14 protein-coding genes are annotated in these 15,723 nt (G+C 63.1%); 3 read left to right on the forward strand and 11 right to left on the reverse strand.

Translation table 11 applies throughout. The features are described from left to right. Positions 1 to 9: 9 nt before the first annotated feature. The gene (locus FZN60_RS27470; protein ID WP_158877425.1) at positions 10 to 378 is read right to left on the reverse strand and encodes a hypothetical protein; all 369 of its coding nucleotides are present in this window, start codon (positions 376 to 378) and stop codon (positions 10 to 12) included. Positions 379 to 855: 477 nt separating this feature from the next. On the opposite strand from FZN60_RS27470, the gene FZN60_RS27475 reads away from it, so the two are divergent. Then, positions 856 to 2,097, forward strand: a complete 1,242-nt coding sequence (locus tag FZN60_RS27475; RefSeq protein ID WP_210253438.1) for a hypothetical protein — start codon at positions 856 to 858, stop codon at positions 2,095 to 2,097. A 30-nt stretch (positions 2,098 to 2,127) separates the two neighbouring features. Here FZN60_RS27475 and FZN60_RS27480 read toward each other — a convergent pair whose 3' ends face one another. From FZN60_RS27480 to FZN60_RS27525, 9 genes are all read right to left on the reverse strand, one after another. Beyond that, positions 2,128 to 2,535, reverse strand: coding sequence for a hypothetical protein (locus FZN60_RS27480; protein ID WP_158877429.1), 408 nt, complete (start codon positions 2,533 to 2,535; stop codon positions 2,128 to 2,130). A 98-nt stretch (positions 2,536 to 2,633) separates the two neighbouring features. Beyond that, the gene (locus tag FZN60_RS27485; protein ID WP_158877431.1) at positions 2,634 to 2,978 is read right to left on the reverse strand and encodes a hypothetical protein; all 345 of its coding nucleotides are present in this window, start codon (positions 2,976 to 2,978) and stop codon (positions 2,634 to 2,636) included. Beyond that, positions 2,975 to 4,066 (reverse strand): IS5 family transposase, encoded by a 1,092-nt coding sequence (locus FZN60_RS27490; RefSeq protein WP_158877433.1) that lies wholly within the window; start codon positions 4,064 to 4,066, stop codon positions 2,975 to 2,977. The genes FZN60_RS27485 and FZN60_RS27490 overlap by 4 nt, the downstream gene beginning before the upstream one ends. 225 nt (positions 4,067 to 4,291) lie before the next feature. Further along, positions 4,292 to 4,711, reverse strand: coding sequence for a hypothetical protein (locus FZN60_RS27495; protein WP_158877435.1), 420 nt, complete (start codon positions 4,709 to 4,711; stop codon positions 4,292 to 4,294). Positions 4,712 to 5,303: 592 nt separating this feature from the next. After that, positions 5,304 to 6,281, reverse strand: coding sequence for a nucleotidyltransferase domain-containing protein (locus FZN60_RS29105; protein ID WP_158877439.1), 978 nt, complete (start codon positions 6,279 to 6,281; stop codon positions 5,304 to 5,306). Beyond that, positions 6,247 to 8,520, reverse strand: a complete 2,274-nt coding sequence (locus FZN60_RS27510; protein ID WP_158877441.1) for a TniQ family protein — start codon at positions 8,518 to 8,520, stop codon at positions 6,247 to 6,249. The genes FZN60_RS29105 and FZN60_RS27510 overlap by 35 nt, the downstream gene beginning before the upstream one ends. Next, the gene (locus FZN60_RS27515; protein WP_158877443.1) at positions 8,517 to 9,605 is read right to left on the reverse strand and encodes an ATP-binding protein; all 1,089 of its coding nucleotides are present in this window, start codon (positions 9,603 to 9,605) and stop codon (positions 8,517 to 8,519) included. The genes FZN60_RS27510 and FZN60_RS27515 overlap by 4 nt, the downstream gene beginning before the upstream one ends. Continuing rightward, positions 9,602 to 11,695 (reverse strand): TnsB C-terminal domain-containing protein, encoded by a 2,094-nt coding sequence (locus FZN60_RS27520; RefSeq protein ID WP_158877445.1) that lies wholly within the window; start codon positions 11,693 to 11,695, stop codon positions 9,602 to 9,604. The genes FZN60_RS27515 and FZN60_RS27520 overlap by 4 nt, the downstream gene beginning before the upstream one ends. A gap of 59 nt (positions 11,696 to 11,754) precedes the next feature. Next, positions 11,755 to 12,576 (reverse strand): TnsA endonuclease N-terminal domain-containing protein, encoded by an 822-nt coding sequence (locus FZN60_RS27525; protein WP_158877447.1) that lies wholly within the window; start codon positions 12,574 to 12,576, stop codon positions 11,755 to 11,757. Between the two features lie 1,316 nt (positions 12,577 to 13,892). On the opposite strand from FZN60_RS27525, the gene FZN60_RS27530 reads away from it, so the two are divergent. Both FZN60_RS27530 and FZN60_RS29385 read left to right on the forward strand, forming a co-directional pair. After that, positions 13,893 to 14,354, forward strand: a complete 462-nt coding sequence (locus FZN60_RS27530; RefSeq protein ID WP_199266671.1) for a PIN domain-containing protein — start codon at positions 13,893 to 13,895, stop codon at positions 14,352 to 14,354. Further along, positions 14,323 to 14,601: an Arc family DNA-binding protein gene (locus tag FZN60_RS29385; RefSeq protein ID WP_158877449.1), complete on the forward strand. Its 279-nt coding sequence runs from the start codon at positions 14,323 to 14,325 to the stop codon at positions 14,599 to 14,601. The genes FZN60_RS27530 and FZN60_RS29385 overlap by 32 nt, the downstream gene beginning before the upstream one ends. 190 nt (positions 14,602 to 14,791) lie before the next feature. Here the strand turns inward: FZN60_RS29385 and FZN60_RS27540 are convergent. Beyond that, a partial coding sequence (locus tag FZN60_RS27540; protein ID WP_210253439.1) for a UPF0149 family protein occupies positions 14,792 to 15,723 on the reverse strand: 932 nt, incomplete at its 5' end.

Raw genomic sequence — 15,723 nt, forward strand, 5'->3', positions numbered from 1 at the left:
CCCTCCGGCTCAGCCACGGGCCGCACCGGCATCGCCGAGGAGCCGGCCGCCCCGCGCCTCGTCGATCAGCCGCAGCCGCCGCATCAGCTCGTCCCGAAGCCGCCGCCCTTCCGCCTCCTCGCCCTCGCTCTGCGCCGTCTCCGCACCGTCGAGCCGCTTCAGCTCGATCAGCTTCTCCAGCGTGCGCGTGGCCAGCGCGATGGCGTCGATGCGCGCCTTCTCGCCGGTTTCCGCGCCGCCTTCCAGCGCCTTCACCTCCCGGCGCAGCACCGCCAGAAGCCGCTCCGTCAGGAGGGTCTCGACCGGCCGCGTCCTCGGTTTCGCCTTGCCCCTCGCCGCCGCGCCTTGTTCGCCCGCGCCGCCTTCGCCTGCCACCACGCTTCGCCGCCCCCGCCGCAAACGAAAACGGCGGCGACGCTTTCGCGCCCCGCCGTCCGCAGTTCTTCGACTATTGTAGATTATCGCATAAGTTGGACCACTTAGATCAATATCGTCATCATCCAAGGCGAAGTCGGATCTGATAAAGTGATCTTCCTGGATCGCATAAGATGGTCGCCTTTCCGACTCCTCACCGCATAAACTGACATTCTGCGCAGCGTTCCGAACTCGATCGGGATCTTCCGGGATCGCTCTGGTTTGGACTCAGGTCTTTTGCGTGGTCCGCGAACGATCAGCCCTGTCCCTGGGAGCGTCGCCGCAGACAAGCCGTGAGCCATCGGCTTCCATCTTGCCGCTGGAGGCAGCAGGCTCGGTCTAGGCGTCGATTCGTGGATGCCTGGCACGGGAGCGGCTCGGATGGACGATACATCTTCAAAGCATGTCGTTTCCCTTGGAGATCCTGCCGCGGCCGCCGGCTTGATCGACGTCGACCTCGTCCGGAGCGCCAGGGAGTGGATGGCTTCGGTCGCGGGCGAGAGCTGGTCGAACGACCTCCCCAAGCTTCCCCGCAAGGCTGGCGAGACCTGGCTCGACGAACGTCGCAGGGCTCTCGATACGCCCGAGGTCGGCGCGTTGCGGTTCGAGGGCGTGCTTCCTGATGGTGGTCGGTGGACCTGCCGCTTCGCCTATCGCGGCCGCTTCCGCGACGAGACCCTGGTCGACGTCTGCGGGGCGGACGGCACGGCCTCGTGGAAGATTTTCGGGTTCCAGACCGCGTTGGAGGGGGATCGGACGAGACGCCGGGGTTGGGAGCGATCGCTCACCTCCGCTTCAGTCAGTGGGCGGGGGATGGTCGTCCACGTCCTCGACCAGCCCGAGATGCACGCTTTCGACGAGGTGGAATCCCGTCCGGGTATCGATGTCAGAGCCTGGCGGCACATCGCAGGAGAGATCGGGAGGATGGTGATCGATCGTCTGGGAGAGGAGATCCTGACGCATCTTCTCCAGGGCGAACGTGGCAGCATGCGCTATCGGCTCGAGGACTGGCTCAGGGAAGCCGACGCGCTCGTCCGGGACGATGCGCAGGTCGCCTCCGTCGAGGAGACCTATGCCGAGATCCTCTCGCGCCTCCCCGACAAGGTGACGCGTAAGCTGGAGGCGATGGACATGGCTGCGATCGCCGCCCCGACCGAACATGCGGTGGACAGCGCGTTGGGCGTCCTGCTGCTCGGTCCGATGAGGAAGGCCCAAGGCTTCGTCGTCAGGCCGACGCGGCGCAGGAGCGGCTTCAGGCAGGCAGGTGAACTCGTCGAGGGCCATCGCGAGACGGCGATCCTGCGCGACGGGACGATCCACGATGTCCGCTTCCGCGGGTGCTCGCAGCAGGAAGGCGAGCGGATCCTGGGCGAGACGGCCGTTCGCCTCGTTGCGGCCAAGCCGTGGGTGTTCGATCGCGAGGATCTCGCAGGCGTCGCCGACGTGCTTGTGAGTGCCCGCGGTGTGGCCTCGGAGACGCGCACGCGCTACGAGAAGGCGGTCGCATCGGTTTCCGAAGGACTTGAGGCGCTCTGTCGTGCGCGGGACGCCTATGTCACTGGCGTCCCGAACCCCCGCCCCGTCCTGTACGACCTGCCGGAGTCTGTCATCAACTTGGGCGGGCCATCGTCATCGGCGGAGATCGTCGAGGAAGACATCCCTGCCCGAACCTCGCTGTGGTAGGCGACTACATCCTAGCCTGACGTATTAAGATCAGCTTCGCGCTCCAAAATGATTTATCGATTTATTCGCCAGATCAAGGAGGATGGGGCGCCATCTAGATGAAACACTCATCGATCCAATAACAGGATCCGAATGCATCGCAAAACCTGAGCCGTATTTCCCGTGAACGATCGAGTTGCGAAAGGCATACAAAGCATCACCAAGCTGAGACGCTGTAGGAGAAGTGATGATACCGAAATCGAGAGCTGCATCCAGCAAGGGTCGATCTGCCAGTGTTTGAACCAGCCGCTGAATTTGGCCTTTTTCGTCACGAAACATAGTTTCAGCCATGCGCCGTGAAAATTCTAAGTCACTGAGCGACACGTCATCACGGAGATTACCAATTTTATCTAGGATTGCGAAAAATGCATAGAACTCCAGTATGCGGTAAAGATACATGCATGATGCTGTGCTATCCGGTTGTGTCATAGCGGAGTTAAGGAAGCGAAGTGGATCCAGATCGGCTCCGAGCCGCTCTTGGTCCTCATAGTCTGAATCTAGCAGGGTGTTGAAGAAGTTGCTCGAACGGCCTTGAGGGTGGCTTCGTCGCCGTGGGCGTAAGCGAAGGTGATCTCGACCGAGCCGTCATCGAGGAGTTCGGCGAAGCCGTCACCGGAGACGTCGTGCATGTCGTCGTCACCGATCCAGGTGAAGGAGACCGTTGAGGGGCTGTAGCCGAGATCGAGGCTAGCTTGCAGGGCGCCAAAGGCGATCTCGCCGTGGTTCTCGGGACCGATGGTCATCGTGGCGGGGCCGCAGAGATCGAGGTGATCGCGGTCCCACAGATCGGCCTCAACGATCCGCCAGCGCCCGACGAGCTTGCACCCTGCCGGCGCGCTCACGGCGATGCCGCCAAGAGCTTGCGGAGGCGGATGAGGTTGTATGCGGCCGCCGCGAAGGAGAAGGCCCAGCCCGTTCGCTCGACCCCGCGGAACCGGCTCTTGCGCAGGCCCGCCACCGTCTTGATCCAGCCGAACGCCTCCTCGATGCGCTTGCGGATGCGCAGGCTTATCCCATAGCCCTCGTGCCGGGTCGTGCGTCCGTCAATGGCCGATCGTCGGCCCGCATTGTTCTGCGCCACGTGCGGCGTCACTCCCATCGAGCGCAGCTCGTTGACGAAGTCCTGGGCATCAAAGCCTTTGTCGGCGCCCAGCGTCGCGGCTCTCGAGCGATCGCCATAAACCTCGATCATCGCCAGCGCCGCGACGCGCTCGGCATGTCCGTCGGCGGGTGTCAGGCAGGAGGAGACCAGGAGACCGGAGCGGTTCTCCATCAAGGCATGTCCCATGAAGCAGAGCCTGGCTTCCTTGCCCGCCCCCTTGCGATAAAGCCGCGCCTCCGGGTCCGTGGCCGAGGCATGTGTGGCGTTCGACCGTTTCTCGCCATGGAAGTCCGCGTCTTGGTTACGCCCGCCGCCCTCGGGCGGGGGATCGTGCGGACCGTCCTTCGGCCTGAAGCTCTTCATCGAAGCCCAGGCTTCGATCAGCGTGCCATCCACCGAGAAGTGGTCGCTCGACAAGAGCTTCTTCACGCGTGGCTGCGCCAGCACTGCGCCCAGGAACTTGGCCGCGATCGCCCCATCCAGGAGCCGGTCGCGGTTCTTCGAGAAGGTAGAGTGGTTCCAGACCGGATCATCAACGCCGAGCCCGACAAACCAACGAAACAGAAGGTCGAACTCCAGTCGCTCCATCAACTGGCGCTCCGAGCGGATCGAATAGAACGCCTGTAGCAGCATCGCCCGCAGCAGCATCTCCGGCGCGATCGACGGCCGCCCAAGTCCGGAGTAAAGCGCGGCGAAGTCGCTCGACAGCGACACCAGTGCCGCATTGGCAAAGTCCCGGATCAGCCGCAGCGGGTGGTCGGGCCGAACCCGCTTCTCCAGGTCCACATAGGAGAACAGCTCTCCCGCTCGCTTGTCCGTCCCGCGCATCCGCCCCTCGCTTCCGGGCGGAATGAATCACGCCAGAACCGCCCGCGCGAGCGACTTCTTCAACAGCCTGCTAGATCGATCTCAGACTCGTCATCTCCCCTCCAAGGATCAAGATCATAAATTTTGGGCCACGTGCCCATACGTCGTTGGTGAGCGCGAAAAGCACTTACGATGACAGGTTCGACCTTGGCCTTATCAGGACCGTAGATGCGGACAGTGGCCAGCTCAGGCCACTCTTGGCCCCCTTGGTCGTGGGCCTTCAAAGAGAAACGCCATTAATGGGGTTGCGTAGCCAAACGACGCTTCAGCGCTGTTTCCTATCTGCACCCAGAACTTAGGCGCTTCCCATTGGTGCGGCATAAATGGTGCAGGATCGATTAAGAACTCATGGTAGCGTCCTAGACTGAAGCCGGAAGTACCGTATCGCGAGAATATATCACCATTGTCACGCTCTATTGATTCGAGATCAGGATAATATTTGTACGATGAGGCGAACAAGCTCTCCCCTATCGGCGACCACGTGACGCGTTGACCTCCATCGACGCTCTCGAATTTTAACTCTGCGCAATTATTGTAGTCCTCATCGCCTTCGTCGGTGGAGAATGTGAAGAGGATGTTCTTCAGGCGATGCATGTTGAGGCTCATGCGCTTAGGTGAACTTCGAACTTTGTGAACTGGCAAACGGATGCCTATCTGGGTTCGTGCGTCATCGGGACTCACTTCAGGCTATCGATCCCATCGATTGCCACGGCGCCGCTTTGCGACGATCCGATCAATGACGCCCTGCCGAGGAACTCGCGCATCCATAGCGGTGACCCAGGCCCGGTAAGCTTCGCTGGGGCGAAAGATCACGGCGACGCCGCGTTGCCTTCATCGGGGTCCGCCCGACATCGAGCCGCCTGAGCCATCTCCGTCGGATCGCGGCGGCCTTGAGTGCATGGCTGGCTTGTCGTTAGCGTCGGGATCGACCCCGAAATGCGAAGTGACAACTTCGAGAATACGCCAGGCATTCTCAAGCGCCTTATTGAACTTGGCAACATCAGGCTCAGCAGCGAGGCGCCCTTTCGTTCTAGGATACCTGTAAGTTGTCGAATACGCTTCGAGCCAAGTCGTCTCCCGTAACTCGGACTTGAGTGAGTTTTCGTCCGGGAGCTTTCTCCGGATCGCCTCGAGCTGATGTTGTTCCGTGCGGGCTACGTGGATATTCTCCGCATCGCAAAGGGCGAGGATCAGATGTTCAACGCCTTGCGCTGCCAAGGTCGGCGCGGTCCGCAGATTTTCCTGCTTCAGCACCTCCGCACTTCTCAGGTTGGCTGCGGCGAGGCGCAGGCTGGAGGCAATCTGCATTTCCAGCGACATGGATTTTCACTCCCTCCCGGGCAAGGTCGTAGCCGATCGTGTTCGGCAAGCCCCAGATGTCTTCGAGATCGCTTTCAGTGGTGACGAGGATCGTCGTCTCAATGCCCAGATCGTGCAGGATATAAGTCGCTTCCCACCCCTTGATCGGATCCGTCATGTCCTCATGAGCGTCGTCCACGACTACGAGGACGTCCCAGTCGCTGTCTGGACGGTTGTCGCCTCTGGCCCTGCTTCCAAAGAGCCAGATCGACCTCGGATCGAAGATCGACTGTAGTGTGGAGGTGATGATGGGGGGCAGGTGTCTCGACGGCATCTCGGTCCGAGATAGGCCAACCGATGTTCGATGTGCCGTTCTGTTCATGTCCATCTCGGGTCGAAGCTCTTCGATTTTAGAAGCACTAAGCCCTACGACAGAATTCCGACAGCATTTTTGTTGATCAAGCTGCAGGCTTAGTGCGACTCCATCACGTCGCATGGAGCGGACGAGAAAGGGGTTGGCATGTCGATCGGGATCGGACCATTCGTCCTCGGAGATCGGCCACGGCTGGATCTCGAGAGATGTCTCGATCATGATATCGTAGGCTAGATCCGAAAGTATGTTGCGTTCGGCCGATCTGCTCGTGATCGTATCGAGCACCACTGCCACATCGAAATCGCTGTCTTCGCGAGCCTCTCCACGTGCACGGCTGCCGAAGAGCATGACGCGCTTCAGCCGCTGTCCGTAGGCGCCGCGAACGGAACGGACGAAGGTATCGAGCGCTTGGGCCGTTTGATCGACTGGCAGAGTTCTCAGCGAGGACATGAGGCTAATATAGACGCAATCAACCGCGATGCGAACTCTGAAGGCCTGGCGCATTTGCCGGGATTTGGATGAAGCCTTCAACCGCAGCCCTATCGTAGATCCGCCGCGACACCTTCAAGCCCGAGATCCACTCCCGCGCCGGATGGATGCCGGCCGAAGCCAAAGTGCTAGTCAAGGTGAACCAGCTCGTCCCCGTTCGTTCCACGATCTCGCCGGACAGGATGTAGCGGTCCCTGAACGCCTGCAGTTCGTCCAAATCCACGCCGAGGTGCTCGTCGGCCTTGCCGAGCAGGCCCGCCTTCCGAAAGGCGGAAACGGCACCTGTGTTCGTTCCCAGGTATACGGCGGCCTCCGCGATGTTCAGTTTCCTCGCGACGCCCTTCTCGCCGGCGTCCGATGCAAGCGCCTGAAGGTTGCTTGCATCGTCGAGGAACAGCGATGCCGCCATCGTCGGGCTGCACTCCGGATCGACGAAGGCTTTCAGCCGCCCCTCCTTGATCGCGCTTAGGACGGCTACCCAGGACACCTTGTCCTCGTAGCGCCTAACGGCCTTCGTCAGCCGGATCTTGGAACGCTTGCGGTGATCGCTACCGGCCTCCCACGGCTCCGCGGCGGCCGTCACGGCCCGTTGCAGGTCGTCCATCGATCGACGCGAGAAGAAGTTCCGGGTCTCGCGCCGATGATGAAGCGGCGCCTGCCGGCGCTGGATCAGCCCGGCTTCGGCCAGCTCCTCTACGATTGGCTTGGCCAGGCCGAGCGTCATCGACACGGTCGTCGCCGAGACGATGTCGGCGGCCTCGGACGGCATGCTGGCGACGAAGGTGTCCGCGAACGTGCGATCCTCGCCGGCGGTCGAGACGAGCTGCAGCTCTCCTCGCCGCAGGAGCGCTATGGTCTCGGTCGTGGGAATGCCCAGCTCGGCCGCGTAGTCGCAGAGTGCGACGGCTCCGACCGGCCGTGTTCCGACCTTCGGCGCCCCTTCGAGAAGCTCCCGCATCCACAGCTCGACGTCGCTTCGGCGGAACCGATACTGATGGAACGCGACCCCTCCTCCCTTCAGCCAGCACGGGATCGCATCCGCCTTGCAGAGGTTCTCGACCGCCCAGATCGACAGTCCGGTAGTTGCGACGAGGTCCGCCTGCGTCAGCGCCTGCGCGAAGTCGGCGGCGACGCGATCGACGACCGTTCGCTCGATGCGCAGCGGGCTGCCCTTCTTCAGCTGCGTCGGAAGGAAGCCCTCCATGATCAGGAGCCGACGCAGCGTCCGGGCCGAGGTGCCGCAGACCGCCCTAGCCTGGCTGAGGTTCAGGGTCTCGCCCGATCGCTCGACGCTCGGAAACGTGCCGGCCGTCAGCATGAACTTCGACGAGGCGTGACGCACGATGGCCGCGGCGATCTGCGGCACCAGAACCTCTCCGCCGTGATGTCGGAACCACGGCACGACCCAGCCGTAGGCATGATCGATCCTCGGGCGATCGCCCTCGGCAGAACGCTTGGGACGGTGCTTTTCCTGGAACTCCGTCCAGACGCGCTCCAGCGTCTCGCCGAGGCGGTCCTGGGTCAGGATGGCGTACCCCCTGCCGCGGACGACGGCCACCGGCATGTCGGCATCCCTGACCTCCGTCCACCGGGGCCGATAGCCGAGGATGTCCAGCACGCCGATGCGACCTGCGACATCGCAGGCGTCACGGATGGAGAGCGGATCGAACACGGCATTCGGCACCTTCGGAGCAGCTCCCAGGCGCCCCAGCAGATAGGCGTCGAACGCCGCGGCATTGGGATGCGGTGCCGAGGGCGGAACGTCGTGCACGGATCCGCTCTCGCAGTGCCGACACTTCCCGAGCGCCCCGTCGCGCCAGGACAGCGCCTTGCCGCACGAGCATGACCCGACGAGAAGGCGGTCATGCGCCAAGCAGGACGATACGGCCGAGACGTCCCAGTGGAAGCGATGATAAGCCTTCTCGTTCAAGCATCCCGGGCAAACCCGGCGATGAACGAAGTCGGCATCACGCACGACGCTGACGAGGACGCCATTCCACGACCGATAGTTCGGGGTCGGACGGCGCCACAGATGGGGCTCGAGGGAAGCGCTTTCGCATCTCAGCATGCGGGCCACGGCGTCCGCCTGCTCGCCGCCGCGGACACGCGCCAGCGATATGCCGGCGGCGAGTTCGAGGTGGCTCATCTGAGGCAGGCCGTTCGTCTCGCAGAGCCGCAGCATGACGCCATGGAGCGGCTCGTCCGGTTCCGGACGCACCCAGACCGGTGGAAGCCAGTTCGTCCGCTCCATCATCCGCCACGCGTCCCCAGGTTGCGGCGCCTCTGCCGGACGCCGGCTGCCTTGGTCTGCCGAACCTCCGCCGCCTCGCGAGCTTGCCTCACGGCCTTCTTCTTGGCCGCACGGATCGTCGCGACCTCGTGATCCTCGACGAGGAAGGGGTTCAGGGCATCCGGTATGCCTCGATAGCGCTTGACGACGCTCGCCAGCACGGCGCGGTCGACGCGATCGAGACCCGATTCGATCGCGTGCTCGACGGCGTCCGTCAGCAGGTGCGCTATGCGGCCGACGAAGCCGTTCGTGTGGGCGTGGATCCGCAGAGCCACGTCGAGGCTGCCGATGTCGGACGGCTCGTCGAACGGCATTTCTCCCTCGAGACCGCGCAGAAGCTTGACGAACTCGGCCTTCTCTTCGGTCGGTGCGGCGTAGGGCTCGATGCGGTGGACCTGCACCGTCATCTCCTCGATCTGCCCGTTGACGGAGCGGATCTCTTCCGCGTGCTCCAGTCCGACGAGCACGATCTGGACGCCGGTCGTCTTCATCAGCTCCTTGAAGACGTCGGCCGCCTTGTAGATGCCTTCGGGGCCGCGATGCTCGGAGATGTGCTGGACCTCGTCGAAGACCAGCAGCCGGGTCTTCTGCGCGGCGAGCTGGCGGGACAGAGCGGCCTTCATCTGGACCGTGGACATCTGGCGCGCCGGCTTCGCGCCGAGGACCGCCGTCAGGACGTCGCCGAACAATGCCTTGTAGCTCGGCAGGGCATCCACCGCGACCTTGATGACCGGGCGCTCGAGGAACGTGTCGCGCACCACGACCACGGACATGACGGCGCTGCCCTCGTTACGCTCGACCTCCGTCGTTCCGGTGCCGACGGACCCGCCGATCTCGGCGGCGACCTCGTGCATGAACTCCTCGATCGCCGTGGTCTTTCCGGCGCGGGTCTCGGCCAGGACGAACGAGACCATGCCCTCGCGCCTGGTGCCGAAGCGCTCGAACGCCTTCCTGAAGACCGACATGGTCTCCACGTGCGTCGGGGTCGCGACCACCGTCCTGCCGATGTGCGCGATGCGGTCTGCCTTCGGGGTGTCGGTCCAGGTCATTTGCGCCTCGTGATCGTGAAGGGTTGGGCCTGCGGAGGCTTCGAGAGCGGTGCCGGCGAAGGCTCGGGCGTTTCGACGGACGCGGCATTCGCCTCGTCGTCGTCGATCTTGGGCGACCGGTCGGCCGTGACGGGTTGGCGAGCCGCGGCGAGAGGCGGAAGGACGGTTTCCCTCCACGGGCCACGGGCGTCCTGCGTCGCCAGGTCGGGCGCGACGTCCATGTCGTGGTCGGCCATCGGCAGTGCCGATGCCTCCGGGTCGAAGCGGTCGGGACGGACGTGCTCGGCAGCCTTGCGGCCGTCCTCGCGGAAGGGCCTGGGCGCCTTCCGCTTGTCCGGCGCCTTGCGCACCTCGTCGATCGATCCCCGGATGCGCTCCCGTGCCCTGGCCTTGGAAAGCTCGTCGTCGGCGTCGAAGCTCTCGGCGGCCCGGCGGGCCTTCCGGCCCTGCTTGAACTCGTCGAGGGTCATGCCGTCGACCCCGTCTCCCGAGACGAGATCTCCGGGGATCCAGCGCCCGGAGGTCTCGTCGAGCGCCCAGGCGACGGAGAGATCGTTGTTGTCGATGCGGACGACGACGTCGCCGTTGCCCTGCCGGTCGCGCAGCGCCTGGAGGGCATTGGAATTCCAGCGGAGCGTCTCGTATCGAATGCCCTCCCTCGTCAGCTTCCTGACGGGGGTGACGCCGACGTACTGGCCGATGGTCTCCGGCTCGGGTCCCGGAAGCGGTCCATAGGCGTCGACGCTGGCGTTCCAGCGGTCGATAGGCTTCTGCCCGGTTCTGGGATGCTTCTCCTGATTGTAGACGTCGACGATGTGATGAAGGATGCACCAGCGCACGTGGCCGAGCGTGAGGCAGGCCTGCCCCTCCGCGTCGTGGTTGTTCTTCTTGCGCTGCGCGACGCTCGCGAACTTGGTTCCGGGCGTGCGGTGAAACACCTTCTTGTTGAAGATTCCGAAGGATCTCTCGACCTTGCCCTTCTTCTCGGGCCCGCCGGGTGGAAGGTCGACGACGGTCATGCCGAGCGCCTGCTCGCAGCCCTGCATGGAGACCGACCGGAACTCGGCTCCTCGGTCCACGAACAGGGTTCCCGGCACTCCGACGACGGGCCAGTCCTTCTCCGGCCTCTCGCGTCCCCTGCAGATCCGGTCGATGACCGGCTCCTTCGGCAGCACGGCCATCTGGAGGGCGTCCATGACGCTGACCCAGGAAGGGGGCACGAAGGAGAGCGAGAATCCGAGGATCATCCGCGTGTAACGGTCGATCAGGATCGTGATGTAGGGCGTTCCCAGCACGATGCCGTCCTCGTCGACGACGAGGAGGTCGAGGACGGAATGGTCGATCTCGACCTCCTGGAAGTAACGCTCGGCGGACGGCCCCGCGCCGACCATGGCGGCGTTGCGGTCGGCTTGCCTGCGGCCGTAGCGGACGACGTCCAGCTCGTATCGGCTGCGCCTGGCGATCGCCCGCTTGACGACGTGCTTGCCGATGATCTCCTTGGCGCCGACGGGGAGCGGCAGTCCCTCCCTGTGGGCTCTCAGCAGCACGAGGTCGCGGGCGCGTTCCTGGGCGGCGGCGATGGAACCGGGCGGATCGCAGGCGTAGGCCTCGTCGATCGCACGCTCGATCTCCTCGTGCACCCACTTCGGCAGGCGCGGCGTCCTGTTGCCCTTGGCGGCGTCCCCAGGCACCAGGGCGCGGATGTCCCGTCCGGAGGCGAGCCACCTTTTCCACCACCGATTGACGCTGACGAGGGATGGCATCTTCGACAGCGGAATGGGCGAGGTCGCATGTGCCCGGGCGATCGCCTCCTTCCTGTGCTCTGCCTTGTCGCGCACGCGGAAGTCGAGGTCGTCGACGGCCTTGACGTAGGGCTGCCGACGGCGCGCCTTCATCTGCTCGGCCTCGGAGAACGCCGTCCAATCCGTCTGCAGCGCGATCTGGGTATTGCGGTCGAGAGCCTGGGCCGCAGCCTCCGAGGTCATCCTTCCGTCGCCGATCATCTGGCGCTGGGCACTGGTCGAGAGCGACATCTCGTTGCCGTTGTGAGCGCAGACGAAGACCCTTCCGAACTCCGTGGAGTGGCTCACGATGTGAGAAAGGCCATTGATCCGGACGCGCTGTCCGGTCCTGACGTTCACGGAGGCTTTCATCGGGAATTCCTGCGGATGCGGAAGGAGGCCGAGGGGCCGATCGGGCTGGTGCGGTCGAAGGCGAGCATGCGGCCGCGCTCGAGGTTGACGGCCAGCATCAGGGCGAGCGGACGCAGGTGGGGTGGGAGACTGGCGGCGAAGGCGGCGACGTCCGTCGCGTCGGGCAGGTCGGCCAGGGCCGCCGCGCCTGCCCGCAGGTCGTGCGTCTTGAGGAAGGGGTTCATGAGGTGATGCACGAGGCGTGCGTTGGCGAGGCGTGGCTGGACCCGGATCTCGCGCTCGGTCGCCAGCCGGAACCGGTAACCGGCGCCGTTCGCCGCGGCCCGCATCGCCTCGACCCGGGCGCGGATGGCGGTGTGGCGATCGACGTCGGCGGGATGAAGCGTCTTCTCGGTCTTCACCTCTACCAGTTCGCTCGGGCCATCCTGGTGGACGACGAGGAAGTCCGGGATCCAGGTCGATCCCTTGCGCCCGAGCGGCAGGCGGAAGCTCATCGGCTGCGCGACGACGTCGGCGAGGTCGCCCACGACGTCGTCCACGACGAGGAGGAAATCCAGCTCGAGGAGCGACTCTCCCGAGATGACCTTCCGGCCGATGCGAGTCATCGGCACGGCTCCGGTATATCCGAGGCGGCTCCTCGTGCGGATCTTCCGGACTTCCGAGCCCTTCAGCAGATCCGGCAGTCGGTCTCGGAAGGAGTTCTTGCGAACGTGCTTCTTGTTTCCGGCCACTTCCAGCGGCCCGCGGTCGAGCACCTTGCCGGCCCTGTGCCGGATCCCGTAGGCGCCCTGAGCCTCCTTTTCCCTGTCCTTTTGCATCGTCCCTCCTGGCGTTTCGGCAAAGCAGTGCCTTGGCGCCGGGAGGGCTTGACCGAATCGGTCTCCGAGCCCATCCTCATGGCGCGCATTGGTTGGTCCTTGCGTTCGATGGTTCTTGCGGTCGCTAGTCCCTGCGGTTGCTTGTTCCTGAGTTCGATGGTCCTTGCGGTCGTTCGTTCCTGCGGTCGTCTGCTTTCCGGTGCTTCTTCGTTCGTTCGCTCCCTTGTGCGTTCGTTCGTTTGTTCTTGCGTGCATGCATGCTGCGGCTAGGCTTGTGCTTGCTCGCGTTTGGATGTTTCGCGGTATTCCGCGACGCATCTCTCCGCTCGCGTGTCCTCACGACACGTCGCCTTGGTCGTTCCGATCCGTCGGGACTTCTTGGTTTCTACTGGGTGGGGTCTTCCTTCCTGGTCTTCTGGGTGGGTCTTCCCTCCTGGTTGGTGATGATCTTGATGCTTGCAGGGTTGTTGCTGCGAGCGGTCCCCGGACTGCGGACGCGTCGGCTGCTAACCGACCTCGTCCACATCGAATTACGCGTCGGTCGCTGCTAACGACCGGCGCGTTTTCGTTTCCGCAACCTCTGCCGCCGTATTCTCCGACACCGATCGAACCCCGTTCGCGAATCACCTTCCCAAGAAGGATGCCTCGCGAACGCTCCGCTTTTCAAATCGGAAAGCGAAAATAATCGACTTGCCTGAAACAGGAAAATCGAGTCCGACGAGTCACTTACGACAAGTTGTTGACTCAACTTGTGAATTTCTTGGGGCTGATTCGCGGAAGCCGTGCGTCATACGGGCGGCTCCTTGAGCGATCAAGCGTACCATTTCGGGTGTCGCTTCGCCTGGGTCGACTGAGGTGCTTGGGATCGACTGATCGTCTCGTCGAGGCACATAGGCTCCCGAAGGCGCGGACACGGATCCGGCGCACGGTAAGCGTCACGTCGTTCAGCAAGCGACCACCGACCTAGATCCATTGAGGGAATCGCCATGTGGTTTCGGCGCGGGCTTCTACAAGCCGCGACCGCGATGCATGGTTAATGGAAGTCCTGGGGAGTGGCTGTCGAGGCGGGGCATAAAGCGACGGGACCACCCGCGAAGCACTTGTAGCGGGTAACCACCAATACGCGATGGTGCGGCAGACATGCGTCTTTGGAAATTGCCAGACTTCTCGTTAGATACAGGCAACGAGGCAAGCGTGCGGGACGGATGAACTGCGGATGGTGTCCGACGGCGTAACGCCGGCTATCGGCTCCAGAGGCTGACTATCGGACTTGTCTTCTTCCTTCCCGCACGCCTTATCATCCTCGAAGGTCACGCATGATCGTCGTCGATACGAATGTTATCTTGCGAGGGGTTCGCTCGAACGCTGGCGCGTCGGGCGCGATCCTGAAGGCCATGCTCGCCGGCCAGCTCGCCTTCGCTGCGACCCCATCCTTGATCTTGGAATACGAGGACGTTTTGAAACGTCCGAGTTCCCTGGAGGGGCTGGGGATTGAAGCTGGAATGATCGACACCATTCTCGATGCGATAGCTTCGATGGCATATGAGACGCATCCGTGGTTCCGATTTCGTCCTTTCCTGGATGACCCGAAGGACGACCTGATCATAGAATGCGCCTGGCGGCAGGTGCTCGTGTTATCGTCACCGACGACAGGCATTTCAGGCATCCGGATGTTGCGGCATTCGGGATTGCTCCCAGGTCTGCAGCCGATTTCGTCCGCGAGTTCCGCTTGGAAAGGACCCCGAAATGAACCAGCAAGTCGTTCGCTTGCCCGATGACCTTCTGGAAGAAGCACGGGAAGTCGCCTCGCAGGAAGGAACATCGGTCGATGCACTGGTAGGCGCGATCGTCTCGGAGGCGCTTAGGCATCGAAGCGCGTTGGAGCTTATGCGTCGGAGAGCAAGCCGGGGGAACCCCGCAGCTGCGCTTGCCATCTTGAACGGCTTGCCGAGTCTGCCGACTGAGCAGTGGGACGAGATGCCGGATGATCTGTCCGGATCGTCACCAGCGCACGGTCGTCGTTAGCTCATCCTTCCCCTCGCCGGACGTCATCGACGATCGCAAAGCTGCCAAAGAGATCAGTCGCCGTGGCTGGCGACGATCTGCAGCTCAGTGGACTGGACGCGAAGCGGGATATCTTCGCGATCGGTCGATTTGCGGGGACACTATGGATCGTTGCCTGCTCCGTATCACAGGCCGTCGTTCAATATGAGCGTCAGCTGACGACGAGGCGCTTTGCCACTGTTTCTCTGATGCTCTCGCTCTTTCGACGCTTGATGCGGCGCCCTGACCTGCGTGGGTGCTCGTCATTCGCCGCAAAACGGATGCCGGCTGGATCGACGAGGGTTCTTGCATAGGCGGTTATCAGATGCGGCGCGGCATCGTTCAGCTCCTCCTGCTCATCTTCCGATAGGACGGTGTCTCCTTGGACGATGCGGTTGAGTTCGGCAAGGTGTTCGAGAGCTTGCGACAGGTCCCCGTTCTCGCCGTTTCGATAGATCTCCCAACCATCGGGGTGGAGATCCACGGCACGGGCAAAGCCCTCGACCCACTCGTCGCAATTAATGTATTCGCCCTCCAATTCGCAGAACATCGGCTGATACAGGTAGTTCGGGCCGTCGATCGCTTCTGCGACGGTATTGTAGTGGCATATGGCGAGTTCAAGCAATTCCTGCATCTCGTCGATCCCGTCGAACGGAAAATAGCCTTCAGGACTTTCGGGTCTGCTGTAGACCTGCCTGAACCACTTCGACACTGTCGGCACTTCTCCAGGACATGCCAGGAGGCCGAACACGAATCCATCGAGCACGTAGATTGTCATTCCATGGCCATCGTCGACCATGTAGTCCAGCTTGTCTTCTAGGATGCGTCGGTAGTCAGCGGGTGTCGTCATGAGGGTTCCGTCTTGCGGATGAGACGAGCTTTCGCCCGCGATGCCACCTGCCGAACTAAGTTGGTGGTGACGATTCGCGGATGAGCCTTGCGTACCCGAGTTGCCGATGCAACGCCGCCTCGCCCGTCTAGCATTACAGTTGCGTTTCTGATGGAAGTCTGAATCGATAGGGAGCCATGACGAGGAGGTCATGGCGATGGTGGCATCGATCGAGGCGACGCTGGAGCTTTGGGCGGCGTCGTTGCGCGACGTGA

The organism is Antarcticirhabdus aurantiaca, assembly GCF_009765365.1.
In the GTDB taxonomy this organism is placed as follows: Bacteria; Pseudomonadota; Alphaproteobacteria; order Rhizobiales; family Rhizobiaceae; genus Antarcticirhabdus; species Antarcticirhabdus aurantiaca.

Coding starts and splice junctions, on each gene's coding strand:
- FZN60_RS27480 (WP_158877429.1), bottom strand. CDS start 2,535: ATGTATCTTTACCGCATACTGGAGTTCTATGCATTTTTCGCAATCCTA.
- FZN60_RS27490 (WP_158877433.1), bottom strand. CDS start 4,066: ATGCGCGGGACGGACAAGCGAGCGGGAGAGCTGTTCTCCTATGTGGAC.
- FZN60_RS27495 (WP_158877435.1), bottom strand. CDS start 4,711: ATGAGCCTCAACATGCATCGCCTGAAGAACATCCTCTTCACATTCTCC.
- FZN60_RS29105 (WP_158877439.1), bottom strand. CDS start 6,281: ATGCGCCAGGCCTTCAGAGTTCGCATCGCGGTTGATTGCGTCTATATT.
- FZN60_RS27510 (WP_158877441.1), bottom strand. CDS start 8,520: ATGATGGAGCGGACGAACTGGCTTCCACCGGTCTGGGTGCGTCCGGAA.
- FZN60_RS27515 (WP_158877443.1), bottom strand. CDS start 9,605: ATGACCTGGACCGACACCCCGAAGGCAGACCGCATCGCGCACATCGGC.
- FZN60_RS27525 (WP_158877447.1), bottom strand. CDS start 12,576: ATGCAAAAGGACAGGGAAAAGGAGGCTCAGGGCGCCTACGGGATCCGG.
- FZN60_RS27530 (WP_199266671.1), top strand. CDS start 13,893: ATGATCGTCGTCGATACGAATGTTATCTTGCGAGGGGTTCGCTCGAAC.
- FZN60_RS29385 (WP_158877449.1), top strand. CDS start 14,323: ATGAACCAGCAAGTCGTTCGCTTGCCCGATGACCTTCTGGAAGAAGCA.